Raw genomic sequence first — 14,420 nt, 5'->3', positions numbered from 1 at the left:
GGTCGATTTCCGGCCAAGCGCCACGGAAGCGTTTCAGCCGCTGCATCAGCCATTTGACGGCAAAGTCCGGATCGACGGTGATTTTCAGGTGGCGGGAGCCGCGCTCGCTCCTGCGGGCCTCAACGATGTAATGCCGTTGTCGAAGTTTCAGCTGCGCTGACGGCCACCCCCTTGCAATTCGCAGCCAACCAAGTCCGCGGGTTGCGCGAAGAAGGTTTAGATGATCTGGAAATCGCCGACGTGAACCATGGAGTCGCTTTCTTCAACTGGGCGAACCGGTTGATGCTTTCGCTTCGCGAACCAACGCCAGCGGCCTGAATGAAGGTTTTGCCAATAGCCGCCGCTCTCGCGGCTGAGTGGCGGATTATTCGGGGGATATTCTCAGGCTATAAAATGCGTCATGACGTTGTCGGCGACCAGCCGAAGCTCGGGGCTACCGTCTGTGCGAGGTCGGCCAGCAGGCGCACGTTCTCTGCAAGACTGAAAGCGGGCGGCAGGAAAAGCACAATTTCGTCGGCCGCCGCCAGGCCTGGGTCCTTAAGCACTGCTTCGACCACCTGATCGGGAGTGCCATGGAAGACCGGAGAAATCTGGACGCCCGGCGGCTGAATGGCCGGTGCGGTCGGCTCGAGGGCGCCATTGGGGCGAGAGGCTCCGATACCCTTGGTTCGGCGCTCGAGATCGTAAGCGGCATATTTCTCCCGCAGCTCGGCGGTAGTGCCGACCAGGATCGATGCCGCGACCGTGACCGGCGGCGGCTCGGTGCCCCATCTCTGCCGCCATGTCGCGCGGAAAGCATCGATGGCGCGGGCCTGATATTCTCCGAAACTCTCGCCTTCGGCGTGGTCGTGCTGCACGGTTCCCGAGATGAGGCCGATCCCAAGTTCGGCAGCCTGCACGGCCGAAGCAAGGCTCGCAGAGCCTTGTCGGATACGCGATCGCAGCGTTGGACTGTGTGGGGTCACCCGCAGTTCGGTGCCCTCCGGAGCGCCCTGGCCTGGACCATCGACGGTGTGAAGAATCTCGCCGGCGATTGCCGCAAGAAAACGCGCCTGGCGGCGCTTTGCTTCCGTCCGGGCATCTGTGTCGACCGCACCAAATACCGCGTCGAATGCAGCGTTGGCGCCCGTGGAGATGGCCAGCTCAAGCCTTTCGCCGATGAGCAGGTCGGCGGTGCCGGCCGCCTCGGCAAGCAGGATGGGATCCTGATAGCGCATCGGGATAACAGCCGACCCCAGCGTGATATGGCTTGTATGTTGGCCGACCGCAGCAAAGAATGGAATTGGAGAGGACAAGTAGTGATCGAAGTGGCGCTGATAGGCCCAGCCCGACTGGTAGCCCAGCTGCTCTGCTGCCTTGAACAGTTCTATGCCGTCGCGCAGTCCCTGCGCCGGGCCGGCCTCATCGTTGAATGAAACCCGGGTGTTGAAACCGAGCCGCCGCTTGGGGCGGAATGTGGCAGGCAGGGTGCCGGCAGGCGCAGCGATGTTCATGCGATTTTTTCCTGACTGATGATCCGGCGGAGTTGCGGGAGCAGTGCGCGGGGAGGGGCGGCGGCGGGGATCGATTCCAGCAACGACACCGTGTAGGGCTCGCGTGGATTGTCGAAGATGTCCCTGACGTTGCCGTGTTCGACGATACGCCCGCGCTGCATCACGGAGACGGTATGGGCGAATTGGCGCACGAGAGCCAAATCGTGGGAGACGAATATATAGGTCAGGCCAAGGCTTGCCTGCAGCGACAGCAATACCTCGACGATATCAGCCTGAACACTGACATCAAGTGCCGAGGTCGGCTCATCGAGCACGATCACTTCCGGCTTCAGGACCAGCGCACGGGCAATCGCGACGCGCTGCCTCTGACCGCCGGACAGGGCTTGCGGCTTGCGTGAAAGCAGGTGCTCGCCGAGTCCGACATTGGACAGCGCTTCGCGGACCCGTTCCGCCCGCTCGGCACGAGTCCCGATGCCGAACCTGTCGAGCGGTTCGCGCACAAGCTGCTCGACCTTCCAGGTCGGATCGAGCGACGTGAATGGATTTTGATAGACGAGCTGAAGATGCCGCCATACGGAGCGTAGTGACTGATGTGAGCGTCCTTTGAGTTTTTCCCCAGCGACCGAAATATTACCGGCGTCCGGTTGATCGAGCCCGAGCAGCAGCCGGATCGTTGTCGTCTTCCCGGAGCCGGACTCGCCAACCAGCGCGTGCGTGGTGCCCGCCGGAACGGTAAAGGACACGTCATCGACGGCCGTCAGAACCTTGCCGTCGACCGTGAAGCTCTTGGTGATGCCCTTGACGTCGATTTTTGGCACCTTGGTGCTGTCGACATCAAGGAAACGGAAGCCAGGGTCCCGAAGCTTGTGGTAACGGTCGGGATTAAGCGCCGGAACATCGGCATGCAGCTTCTTTGCGTAGGTCGATGCCGGTGACGAGAAAACGGCTGCGGTGCTGCCGGCTTCCTGAACGACGCCATCCTTGAGAACGACCAGGGAGTTTGCCCGTTCGGCTGCGATCGCCAGGTCATGGGTGATGAGCAGCAGACTGATGTCAAGATCCTGCTGCAGCCGAGAGAGCAGGTCGAGGATTCTCTTCTGGATCGTAACATCGAGCGCCGAGGTCGGCTCATCGGCGACCAGCAACCGTGGCCGCGGCAGAACCGCAAGTCCGATCAGGACACGTTGAAGCATGCCGCCGGACAGTTGGTGCGGATAGGAATCATAAACACGCTGCGGATTGTCGAGCCCGACCTGGGCGAACGTCTCCAGCACAAGCGCCCTGCGGATCGCCTTGCTGGGCTCGTCGATAAGGGCCGCGGCTTCCATCGCCTGCGCACCGATTGTCCGCACTGGGTTGAGTGCGTTTCCGGGATCCTGCGGCACGAAGCCGATAGCCCGGCCTCGAAGCTGACGGAAGCGGCGCTCGGAGAGCTGCAGTACGTCCTGGCCCTCGACCGCGATGCGGCCAGTCGCTTGTCCCGTGCGGGGAAGCAATCGCAGCACGGCGCGTGCAATGGTCGACTTTCCCGAGCCCGATTCCCCAATGAGCGCAAGGCTCTTACCGCGCGCCAACTCGAAGCCGACATTGCTGACGACCTTATGCGAGCCGTAGGAAACGGATAGGCCCTCCACTTGAAGCAATGGCGTTTGCCGCTGCAGCATCGGCGCATTCTCGGCGATACGGGTGCGAATTGTATTCAGTCTATCTTGCGAAGCCATCGGCTGATCCTATTCACAGAGAGGACGGTCGCGATCGTGACGAAGGCGGGTGCGTAGACCAGCCATGGCCACTTGAGGTAGTCCTTGCCGATCGAGATCAGCAGACCCCAATCGGAGGCTGGTGGTGGATCGCCATAGCCGAGGAAGGCGAGGCTGGCGATCACCAGGATCGAGTCGCCGAACTGCAGCACGGCAAGGGGGAGCACGGAGCGCGATGCGTTCGGCAGGATGTGCCGCCACAGGATGTGCCAGCGCGAGCCACCCGAAAGGAAAGAAGCCTCGATGAAGGTCGCCTGCCTGGTCTTGATGACTTCCGAACGCATGACACGGGCAAACACGGCGACCGACGAGATGCCGGTGGCGATGGCGGCGTTCGTGGTGTCGAAGCCGATCGCTGTGACGACGATGACAGCAAGCAGAAATTTCGGAATTGCAAGTAGAACATCGACCAGCCGGGCAAGGGCGATATCGACACGGCCGCCGAAGAAACCGGCGAGCAAGCCGATGAAGCCGCCGGCGACCGCACCGATGACGACGGCGATCAGGGCACTCCTGACCGAGGAGGCCGAGCCATGGACAACGCGGGTGTAGAGATCGCGGCCGAGCTGATCGGTTCCGAACCAGTGCTGGGTGCTAGGCGCGAGCAGCTTTTGAGAGGGAATGCCTACCGCCGGATTGTGGCTGGTGAACAGGCCGGGTGCGAGCGACCAGGCGATCACGATCGCCACGATCGCGAAGGAGAGCACAACCGTCGCAGGCAGCCGAAAACCGGCAAGCCGACTGCCAGCGGTAATGCGCGGGAATGTGTTGGTCGAGAGAAGGGTCATGACAGCACCGACTTTGAAATCCCGGCAGGTCCCTCTTCAGAGGTGGTCGGGCGGTGGTCAGTGCCGCCGAACAATTTCACGCGCGGGTCGAGCAACGGATAGACAAGATCGGCGATCAGGTTGACCAGCACGAAGACCACAGCGGCGAGTGATACGATCGCCTGCAGGACAGGCAGATCCTGGGTGCTGACCGAGCGCTGGACCAGGCTGCCGACGCCTGTGCGTCCAAACACCGCTTCGGTAATCAGTGAGCCGCCGAGCAGTTCGCCGATCGTCAGCGCGACGACGGTAATGACCGGAAGCGAGGACGGCTTGAGGAGATGCCTGGCAAAAAGCTGCAGCTGGCCGAGGCCGCGGCTGCGCGCGACGGCGGCATATTCTTGTCCCGACTCGTGATCGAGATTGGCGATAAGCACCTCGGCGATTTGGGCCGAGATCGGAATACCGAGCGCGACCGCCGCGAAAAAGGTTGCCCAGAAGCTGTCGGGATTGATCACGCGGAAGAGACCGAGCTGAAAGCCGAAGATATGGATCAGCACCAGGCCGATCACGAAATTCGGCACCGACAGGAACAGGGACGGGAAACCCCGCAGCAAGCCCTGGCCGAACCTCTTTGGCAGGAACTGAGTGCCGTAGGCAATCACGATCGCCAGGGTCAACGCGACGACCAGACCGGAGAAGGCGAGAACGAGCGTCGAGGGCAGCACCTCGGCGATCATGGTCGTCACCGGGCGGTTGGTTCGCATCGACAGGCCGAGATCGCCGATCAGGAAGCGGGAAAGAGATGTCGACAATTGCACGAGAACTGGCTTGTCCAGGCCCTGGGCGGCAACGATTTCCTGGATCTCGGCCTCGCTGAAGCCGTTTTGCGGGTTGCGCAGAACGTTGGTAACGGGATCGCCCGGCAGAACGCTGACGACGATGAAGGTGAAGACATAGGCCAGCAGGATGACAATGACGGCCTGGACGAGGCGCTTTGTGGCATAGCTAAGATAGGTATTGGTCATGCTCGTCACCTCCTCGCTTTCCTTCGCTACGCTGCGGGTCAGTCACTGATCGTGGCCGTGTAATAGCTGGCATAGGCGACGCCGTTGTATGTCTCGCCTTTGAGCTTTGGCGACTGGACATAGATGCGCTGGACCATCTGTGTGCGCGGAATGAAGTAGCCTTGCTCGAGGACATATTTCTGAAGCTCGTCCAGCAGCGGGTTTCTGGCCTCGAGGGAGCCGGCGCTGGCGATCTTGTCGCGCAGCTCGTTGATCTTCGCGTCGCTCTCTCCGAGTGCGAACCAGTTCTCGCCATTATTGGCATCGGTCAGGATGCTCGCGACGGTGCCGGCGTCGATGAAGCTGCGCGTCACCTCGTAGGCCGGCACGCCGGCGCCGCCATACTGAACCTTCTGGCCGTAGGTCACGACGTCATAGGCTCGGATGTCGACCTTCCAGCCAATCTTGCCGAGCTGCTGGGCAATGAGTTCGTCGATCGACGTCGAGGTGACGAGATAGGGGTTGGAGTTGAGCGTCAGTGACAGCTGCTTGCCGTCCTTGGCGCGTATGCCGTCGGCCCCTTTTTTCCAGCCCGCCTCGTCGAGGAGTTTTTCGGCTCTGTCGGGATTATAGGCCAGAAGCTCGCTGTGATCGGTCGCGCCGGGAACGTTGCTCTGAATGAATGATGTCGCAAGCTTCCAGTCGGGCGTATAGACCGTGTCGATGATTTCCTGGCGATTGATGCCGGCCTGCAAGGCTTGGCGTACCTTGATGTCATCATAGGGCGCGAGCTTGGTATTGATCGCCCAGCCGTTGACGAAGCCGAGATAGCGCGGCGTTGCGATGGTAAAGCCATCCTGCTTGAGGGAGGTCAGCTCCTGCGGTGAGGCGTTATAGGCAACGTCCGCCTGGCCGGACTGGACAGCGGCGACCCGCAATGACCGTTCGGATACCAGCTTATAGGTGATCGTATCGAGATAGGCTGGACCGGTATGGCCGACGGCCGCGGGACCCCAGTTGTAATCCTTGCGTTTGACCAGCTTGACGAAGTCGCCTTCCTTCCATGAATCGACCACATAGGGTCCGCTGCCGGAGGTCTTGCTGAGATCGGCCTGTTGTGCGGCCGGCCGGGCAATGGTCTTTGGGGAGATCAGGATGGAGCCGTGATAGCCAAGCGTCGGAATGAAACCGAGCGTCGGCTTTTTGAAGAAGACCTTTACCGTAGTTGCGTCAACCGCCTCGGCATGGTCGTAGGTCTTGGGGAAGAGCCCAATCGGATTGATACCTTCCTTCTTGCGTCCGGCATACCAGATGTCGAGATTGGCGACCGCGGCGGACGCATCGAGGGGCGTGCCGTCTGAGAATGTCACACCACTCTTGAGATGGAGGGTGAACTCAGTGGCACTGTCATTCTGCTCCCAGCGCTCGGCGATCCAGGGGCTCACCTTGCCGTCGGCATCCACGTAGACGAGCTTGTCGGTTACGTGACCCCATATGTGACCCTGGAAACTGGAAATCGCGCTGTTGTTCGGGATCCAACTGTCACCCAATGAATCGATGAGGAAGGTGATGTCGCCGCCACTGTTAGGCTCGCCGGCACTATGTGCGGGAGTAAAGCCTGCCATCGCCACCAAAGCACCGGCCGCCACAGTGGATGAGCTGATCAACAAGCGGCGCCGGGAAAGGGAGAGCGAGAAAAGGCGTTCGGTCATAGAAAGATCCTGATGGTTCGGGTTCTGCGAATTCTGAAAACAGAGCCTACGCAGGCAGAACCAAAAGGAGAAAGACTGGTTGTTCTTTTTCTACTAATTTTATGGATTATTTTAGCCGGTTTTGGCCGCTGCAGGGGATCAGCATTTTTCAGGCCCGGCAGAGAGGAGACTTTAAGCGGAAAACATTTGCGAGCGAACAGCGCCTTCACATCGATCCAGTCATGATCGATGTTGGGAGCTTTGGCCTTTGAAATCCGAGCCGATCAGACGCTTCGACCATGCAGAAAGATTGAACACTCGAATAGAAGGAGTGCGAGCTTATAGCCGCGAACGAGAATTTATTCGGTCACGAGAATTATTCGTATAGTTTTCTCTGAAGTTTGAGGCAATATTCCCTCATATGCCTTTAACAATGATAGTATAATCAGAGACGAGCGGATAGGTCGAAGAGGGCGTTTGCAGATGAAAGCCGCATTATCGACTGTGACGGACCAGGTATCGCCTGCGTCGCCGAAGAGAATCCTCTATATCCAGCCGGGAACGAGTTCGTTTGCCGGTATCGAGAGAGTTGTCGATACGATATGCTCAGCCCTCTCCGATAAATATGCTGCCGATTTCGATATCGATGTTCTCTATACCTCCGAGCATAAAAACCGGCCGATCGGAACGCAGAGTTACAACACGATCGACAGGATCGCGCACAACAGACGCGAGCTCATGTCGGTTTTGCGCGATGTCATCGGAGCAAAAGACTATGACTTGGTCGTCGTTCCGCAGATCGAGCCGACGGTGATCTGCATGATCGCCTGCATCGGCATCCGGCGGAATTTTGCCATGCATCTGCACGGCAACCCGCGGCTAGAGCCGAGCCATCTGAAAGCGAAGATCCTGTTCTTTCTGATGAGGGTCTATTTCATCAAGCGGCTGACCTATGTGTTCGGCACGTCGCCAAGGCAACTGGAATCGTTTAAAGCGATGTTCAGAAGCAACGTCCGGCAATATTGGCTGCCCAATCCCGTCAGGCGCTTCGATGCCCCTCAAAAGCCAGAGGGCGAGGAGGGCTGCGTCACGTTTGTCAATGTCGGCCGCTTCTCCTTTCAGAAGGGGCAGGACATTCTTCTCACGGCATTTGCCGAAGCTTACAAGCTTCGCCCTAATATCAGGTTGAAGGTTGTGGGTTATGGAGACGGGGAGGCTCAGCTGCGTAACCAGATAGCGGACTTGGATCTCGCAGCCGTGGTAAGCGTCGAACACCATCCCGACAACCCCTCTCCGGCACTGGCGGCAAGTGATGTCTATGTGTCAACGTCCCGCTGGGAGGGATGGTCGCTAGCAATATGTGAAGCCTTGCGGTTTGGGTTGCCGGTCATTTCGACCGATTGCGAATTCGGCCCGAGCGACATATTGGTCGACAGACGTCTCGGCCTTCTCGTGCCGGTTGCCGGAGGCGAGGAACTTGTCAGGGCGATGCTTTATTATTGCGACCATCTCGAGGAAGAGCGGGCGCATGCCGAATTTCGGCAAAACTTCATCGATATCTACGACACCGAACGGGTCGTGGATGTTCATGCAGATGCCTTGCGGATAGCCGCCTTGGGGCCTGCGCCGCTGATTGCCTGAAAAATGACGGCATCATGAAACCCGGCGCTTGTCGGGTTTCAGCGATATCACGCATAGACCCGCATATAGTCGACGCGCATGTGGGTTTGGCGATCCTGTGGCTGCAGAGGATCTGGGAAGGGGACATCCGAGCGCAGCGCAAGCGTCAGAAGCGGCCAAAAGACATCGTTCTGCGCGTCCATTTCCGCCGCGCGTCCAAGCGTCCAGTCTATAGGTTGGCCGGTCTTCGGATCCAGGATTTGCTTGCGTTCGAAATAGAAGCGGCAACGCGCACCCTCGATAAGCAGGCCATAACGGAAATAGCCGGTTGTAATATCGACATTCGTGGGAACGCCAGTTCCTTCGTGATGCTCGCCGGGCTTTCCCCATTCATGCAGATAGGCGCCGTACAAATCATGCTCCCAGCCCTTCTGCTCGACTATATCGAGCTCGATGCTCGTCGCGGGAAACAGAATGCTCCTGCCATTCATCAGCCAGAAAGCCGGAAAGCTCAAGGGATGGGCAGGAAACCACATCCGCGCCTCGAAGTAGCCTTGTCGCCAGCCCTTCAGGATCGTGCCGTCGGGCTTCGCCGTCTGGATATTGCCCGATATCCATTGATATTCTGGCAGATTGTTGCCGTAATAGTTCGGTACCTGCATGGGACGCCCGATGTATTGGGTAGAGATCTGCAATGCCTTGCCGTTGCTGGCGGATGGATCGTCCACGATCGCATAAGGATCGAACCCTTCCTCGCCGCCGAAACGGCTGAAGGCCGATCTGCCGTAAAAGCCGCTGTCAAAAGTTGTCGCCTTGGCCCCGGCATGCCAGATCGTCTGATCGAGCGCTGTGAAGTTTTCGTCGAAGATGATGGTGCGGCCTTCGGTGGGGTCCTGCTGTACTTGCGCTGCCGGATGACGGTTTGCGAGCAATAAGCCGCCAGCCGCTGCCAACGATGCCGCGCCTATCAGCACGTTGCGCCGGGATGTCAGGCTTGGCATTGCTGCTTCTCCTCGATCGATTGCATCGTCCCTGACGGTTCAAGTTCTACGCGGCGACGGCTGCGGTCTTCGAGCCTGCTGCAAGAGCGCTGCCATAGATTTCAAGTGTCTCATGGGCGACGCGGCTGATCGTCAGGCGGTCGAGATGAACTTGGCTCTTGTCCTTCCACTCCTGCATCCGGGCAGGTTCCTCAAGTAGCTCACAGAGTACGGCTGCCAAAGCCGGCGGATCGTGCGGCGGCACCAATATCCCCGCCGCCCCGTATTCCAGGAGCTGCGGGATCCCGTCCACATTGCTGCCGATAACCGCGCACCCTGCCTCGCGAGCTTCGGAAAGAACCAGCGGTGCCGGATCGGCATGTGACGGCAGCACGAAAATATCCGCCGCAGCCATCCAGGGAAATGGATCCTCCTTGGCACCCAGGAAGGCGACAGCTGAAGCGCACTCCATTTGCGCCACCATTTCCATGTAGTTGGTCTGGAAGGGCCCTTCTCCGACGATAGTAAGTCTGGCCTCGGGATGCTGTTCATGCGCCAGGCGAAAGGCCTCGAAGAGGTCGGGCAGGCCTTTCCTCGGATGTAGTCCGCCAACGAAAAGGATGCTGGGAGATGGCAGATCGACCGGTGTTCTGCTGCGGCCTTCGGAGCGAACCGAACCAATGGTTCCGTTGAGAACAACGCAAAGCTTCGATGACGGTATTCCGCGCCGGAGCATGGAAGCGCGCACGGCCTCGCTGACTGCGATGACGCGGTTTCCGAGGCCCATCAAGATCGCGCTCTTTTCGAATTCATTGTGAACGGTGGTGATGAGCGGAGTGCCCGACAGCCTGCAAATGGGCCACGCCAGAACTGCACTCGTCATCATATGGGCATGGACGATATCGGGCTGCCAGGCATGGACGTGCTTGCGCAGAGCGAAGGATGATTTCAAGAGATTGACCGGCTTTCGCTGGTGGTCGATCATTGCTGTCGCGACATTATTCTTGTGCAACAGCGGGTCGAAATCACCGCCGCCGCTCGCAATACATACATTATGTCCCAATTGAGCCTGTGCACATGCCAGATCGACTGCTGCATGGACATGTCCATTCAGCCTGTTGGTATGATTCAGTATATGCAAGATCCGCATGAATGCACCTTATATAAGTGTGATAAATATAAACACGATATATCGAGGATGCTGGCGTAGTATGCTTTAGCTATTCCGGCATGGCAATGACAAAGCACTAGGTTTTTAGTATCGAATTCGCCGCTATCTCGAATTGTTTTCCAATTATTTGGAGCGCTATTGTCGATGCCTATGGCCTTGGTTTTTGTAATGCTGCTTCTGCTTCCACCGTCGAAGCCCGTGCTGTTGGTTGATAGTTGAAGCCACCCTGGCGTCCCAGGGATTCGAGGCCGAATGCCAGGAGTTGCTGCGTTGCTTGGGCAGCATGGCCGGCTGCACCCTTGCTATAGATGGGATATGCCTCTCCGAGCATGTCGCTGCCTTCCAATTTGAGATCTCCTTCAAAAAGGCCGTTGGCACGAACATGATCCCTGAAGTCACTCTCTGCCCGCTCTATCGAACAGCCGATCTGATTGCCGATGACCTCAACCGTGAAATAGTCACGGCCGTCCGTCCGTCCATAGAAATCGGAGTACATCGTAAGGCGCTTCCAGGCGCCTTGATGCGAGAAATTATAGATGATCGATTGCGAAAAGCCGCGATTACCGGAAAAGCTGAAGTAGAGGGAGATGAGTGTAATCGTCTCTAGCTTCCGGCCTGAATCGAGGCCACATAGCTTTTCGGCCATATGGATGGGTATGGTCGAGATAACGCGATGTGAAGCCACGGCCCTGTCTTGCAGTTGCAGGTGGAGCTGATCGTGAACCTTGCGGACTGTCTGCATATCCGCCGCCAATTGAAACTCCGCGCCGCGCCGCTCAAGTCGTTCGACTGCAGCCCGGTAGAGGAACTGAAAACCTTCCTTCGGACGAGCCATCTGCCGATTTTTTGGTCCTTTGTGACTGCGTCGGAATGCGCGCGCGATCTGATTTTTCAAGGAGGCATGCTCGCTGATCCAAAGCATTCGCTTCCGGGCGAGATCGATGTCTATGCTTTCGACAGCAGCTCCGTAAAAACGCTTCATGTAGGATTCCAGGCCGGAGCGATGCAGTAGGCGGCTTCCGATCCAATAGCGGGCAAATTCTTTCGCATTGCGCATCTTTCTCTGAAAGAGCCGCGCGAAAATGACCGAGGAGAAAATTCGGATGACTTCAACGGCGCCGGCGCTGAAAATGTCATCGCGCGCCGAAATCGGATAAGCTGTGATCATTCCCTGAGGGTTCAACCGCGCCCATGTCGGCTCGATCGGAACATAAAGCGGCAGCAATTCCGGAAAATGGTCGAGCAGCGGGGAATCGTCCTGAAAGATCAGGCTACCGATATCGAATGTATATCCTCCGTGCGACCAGTCGATATGATTGCCACCGACATGGTCGTAAGTATCGACGATGAGGATACGCTGATAGCCCTGCTTCTGAAGGACGGATGCGGAGACCAGTCCAGAGATGCCCGCCCCAAGCACGATGGCATCAAATCTCTCTACTTCGGCAATGACATCGTTGGCGGCATAATGACCCGCATCGTTCATGGAAGCGTCCCCTGCTGCGGCTTTTATCAGGCAGATTAGTTCTGCTTATTGAAAGTTTAAGTCGAAAAACGCTCAAACTTCACTTCGTTAACGGTGTATCACAAATCTGTGTAAGTTCTATATGGAACAAAAATTCGAGTGAATTCTCAATCTATATTGTAATTTTACTTGCTATATCCGTATATGTGTAGTTAAATCAGAAGCGGATCGGCTCGTCTTCTGACGAGCGCCAGGTTTGATTGCGAATAAATTACGACCGTCTCGATTATTACTATTCCGGTGAACGCCGAGGGAGTTATCTCGTGCTACGGCCAAGCCTCGACGATCTCTACAAGAACTCTGGCGAAATCGATCTGATTTCCACCGATGTATTCGACACTCTGCTCTTACGTCGCGGAACGTCGCAGCGCTCGCGCATCGCCGCCGGCGAAACGCGGTTTGCCCGCCTCCTGAAAGAAAAGGGACTGTCTGTCGAAAAGGATGAGCTGGTCAGGTGCCGCCTGCTCGCACAGAAGTTCGCCTACCGTGCGCTCAACATGGGCGGAGGGGCCGGGGAGGTGCGGCTGAGCGACATTATCGGCAGGCAGCTTCAATTGCTTGGCTTGCCGGAGGATCTGGTTGACGAGCGTATCGCCATAGAGCTTTCGGTCGAGAAGACGGTTCTTCGCGCAAACGCCTGGCTTGCTGCCCTGCTGCGGCAGTTTCGACAGGCGGGAACCCGTATCGTCGCCGTCAGCGATACTGCGCTTTCCGCTGCAGAGCTTACAGCGCTGATCAATCATTTTCATGGTCCGGGTCTGATCGATCGTGTCTATTCAAGCGCCGACGCCCAGGCAAGCAAGCGCTATGGCGCATTGTTCTCCCTCATGCTCGAGAATGAGTCAGTTGCTGCATCTCGCGTCCTGCACATAGGCGATGACGATATCGCTGATGTTCGAATGCCGGCCTCGATGGGATTGCGCACACTTCACCTGCCCAAGAGCCGATTGGAACGCTATGCCTCGCGACTGGACGGAGCAAAGACGGAGGGGATCAGCCGATTGGGGAAGCAGCCTTGGCGGCACGTCCCTGCGCCATCCGCTCTAAGCGATAAGGTCTTGTTTGGCCGAGATGTCTTCGGGCCAATCGTTGCGGAATTTTGCCTCTATATCTGGCTCTATGCTGCGCAGGCAAGACTTGGGCATGAGACCGCACTGCTCTTCTGCGCGCGCGGCGGCATGGGCATCCGCGAAGCGTTCGAACGCGTCGTGCGAAAGCTGGAGCTTCCCCTCGATCTCAAGCGTGACAATATTCAGATTTCAAGGCTCGTCGCCGCGCGCTCTGCGGTCGTGCTTCGAAGCCCTGCGGTCCTGGACGAGCTTGGACGCGAATTCGAGGGTGGAAGTTTTGCCGATGTCGCTCGCGCTTTGGGCGGCCGCAGCTATGAGTTGCCGGATAGCTGGCGCCATATATTCGATCCCGCGCGGTTCTTCGCCCTTCTGGATACGGAAGCCGGCCGAGACGTTCTTGATGATATTCGCAAGCAGAACGACCTCTTCGCTCGCCACCTGGAACAGATCTCGGCCGGAGCGCAGCGCATCATTCTTTGCGATACCGGATTTTACGGCAGTACGCAGCGCCTGCTGTCGGCGGGATTTCCTCAGAAGCGCTTCGAGACGATCCAGTTTGCGCGGTGCAACTATAAGGGCCTGAGCGAAGATCATTTTCCCCGGGTCGCGGGCCTCGTCGTCGAGCAGAATCTTTATAACCCCTTCAAACCGGAAACCGTCATTCTGCGATACTGGCAGATCATCGAAAGCTTGTTCGAGCCAGCATTGCCTTCCGTTCGTCATTTCAGTGAGACAATCGACGGGACCGTCGTGTCCAATGCCGGGGATATACGGTTCGGCGCGGTGGATCCTTCGGCCGGAAACCCGCTTCTGTCCGGCGCCATGCAATATATCGAACGGATCGAGACGGGTGGCCAGGTGCTGCGGGATGCCGGGCGTGCATGGCTTCGTCTGAAGCAGGCGATCATCAATCCAAGCCCAAGCGATGTTATCGCACTCGACGTCGGCGCCCGCTCCGTGGATTTCGGCCGGTCCGATCTTGTTCAAGTGCTCAACCGTTCGCAGAAAGTCGCTCTGGCCGCGAAGCTGATGTCGGTGAAATCCCATCTTTGGCGTGAGGGCGCCATCGCTCGTGATTTTCCCCGCTTCAAACCGCCGCTGCTTGCGGCGCTGGAAATGGCGCATGTGCTGCGAGGGGTCTCGGCCCGACTGTATCGCTGAACAACGGAGGCTGCCAAGGATATGTATATGAGTGATATGGCCCTTAACGATCGTGGTTTCTTTCGGAAGGCGACAGATTCCGGGTCGGGCACCTGCGTCGGTCCGGCCCTAAAGACTGCAGAGCGGTCGCCAGCGATAAGCTGCCTTCGAAAACCCGTTTATGAGTTGCGCCGTC

General features: G+C 58.0%; 10 protein-coding genes and 1 pseudogene. 3 read left to right on the top strand and 8 right to left on the bottom strand.

Annotated features, from left to right (window positions below):
- Positions 1 to 123: 123 nt before the first annotated feature.
- A pseudogene (locus ACYJRZ_RS31400) lies at positions 124 to 318 on the top strand (alkylhydroperoxidase domain protein); the annotation flags it as partial.
- Between the two features lie 80 nt (positions 319 to 398).
- Here the strand turns inward: ACYJRZ_RS31400 and ACYJRZ_RS31395 are convergent.
- Genes ACYJRZ_RS31395 through ACYJRZ_RS31375 form a run of 5 tightly spaced genes read right to left on the bottom strand, consistent with a single transcriptional unit; the run spans position 399 to position 6,739 of the window.
- Positions 399 to 1,493 (bottom strand): LLM class flavin-dependent oxidoreductase, encoded by a 1,095-nt coding sequence (locus ACYJRZ_RS31395; RefSeq protein ID WP_459465370.1) that lies wholly within the window; start codon positions 1,491 to 1,493, stop codon positions 399 to 401.
- Positions 1,490 to 3,214 (bottom strand): ABC transporter ATP-binding protein, encoded by a 1,725-nt coding sequence (locus ACYJRZ_RS31390; protein WP_459465368.1) that lies wholly within the window; start codon positions 3,212 to 3,214, stop codon positions 1,490 to 1,492. Before ACYJRZ_RS31390 ends, ACYJRZ_RS31395 begins: the two co-directional genes overlap by 4 nt.
- The gene (locus ACYJRZ_RS31385; protein WP_459465366.1) at positions 3,193 to 4,041 is read right to left on the bottom strand and encodes an ABC transporter permease; all 849 of its coding nucleotides are present in this window, start codon (positions 4,039 to 4,041) and stop codon (positions 3,193 to 3,195) included. Before ACYJRZ_RS31385 ends, ACYJRZ_RS31390 begins: the two co-directional genes overlap by 22 nt.
- Positions 4,038 to 5,048 (bottom strand): ABC transporter permease, encoded by a 1,011-nt coding sequence (locus ACYJRZ_RS31380; protein ID WP_459465364.1) that lies wholly within the window; start codon positions 5,046 to 5,048, stop codon positions 4,038 to 4,040. Before ACYJRZ_RS31380 ends, ACYJRZ_RS31385 begins: the two co-directional genes overlap by 4 nt.
- 38 nt (positions 5,049 to 5,086) lie before the next feature.
- Positions 5,087 to 6,739 carry an ABC transporter substrate-binding protein gene (locus tag ACYJRZ_RS31375; RefSeq protein WP_459465362.1) on the bottom strand — a complete coding sequence of 551 codons (1,653 nt, stop codon included), beginning with the start codon at positions 6,737 to 6,739 and terminating at the stop codon, positions 5,087 to 5,089.
- Between the two features lie 462 nt (positions 6,740 to 7,201).
- Between ACYJRZ_RS31375 and ACYJRZ_RS31370 the strand changes: the two genes are divergently transcribed.
- Complete coding sequence (locus ACYJRZ_RS31370; RefSeq protein ID WP_459465360.1) at positions 7,202 to 8,359, top strand: glycosyltransferase; 1,158 nt, start codon at positions 7,202 to 7,204, stop codon at positions 8,357 to 8,359.
- Between the two features lie 47 nt (positions 8,360 to 8,406).
- On the opposite strand, the gene ACYJRZ_RS31365 is transcribed toward ACYJRZ_RS31370, so the two are convergent.
- The 3 genes from ACYJRZ_RS31365 to ACYJRZ_RS31355 form a co-directional block, all read right to left on the bottom strand.
- The gene (locus ACYJRZ_RS31365; protein WP_459465358.1) at positions 8,407 to 9,339 is read right to left on the bottom strand and encodes a LamG domain-containing protein; all 933 of its coding nucleotides are present in this window, start codon (positions 9,337 to 9,339) and stop codon (positions 8,407 to 8,409) included.
- Positions 9,340 to 9,385: 46 nt separating this feature from the next.
- Positions 9,386 to 10,468, bottom strand: a complete 1,083-nt coding sequence (locus tag ACYJRZ_RS31360) for a glycosyltransferase family 4 protein (RefSeq protein ID WP_459465356.1) — start codon at positions 10,466 to 10,468, stop codon at positions 9,386 to 9,388.
- A 169-nt stretch (positions 10,469 to 10,637) separates the two neighbouring features.
- Positions 10,638 to 11,975, bottom strand: a complete 1,338-nt coding sequence (locus tag ACYJRZ_RS31355) for an NAD(P)-binding protein (RefSeq protein ID WP_459465354.1) — start codon at positions 11,973 to 11,975, stop codon at positions 10,638 to 10,640.
- Between the two features lie 302 nt (positions 11,976 to 12,277).
- Here ACYJRZ_RS31355 and ACYJRZ_RS31350 point away from each other — a divergent pair, with 302 nt between their 5' ends.
- Complete coding sequence (locus ACYJRZ_RS31350; RefSeq protein ID WP_459465352.1) at positions 12,278 to 14,245, top strand: hydrolase; 1,968 nt, start codon at positions 12,278 to 12,280, stop codon at positions 14,243 to 14,245.
- The last annotated feature ends 175 nt before the right edge of the window (positions 14,246 to 14,420 follow it).

The organism is Rhizobium sp. No.120 (genome assembly GCF_054558365.1).
This window is presented reverse-complemented; position numbering and strand designations above follow the sequence as displayed.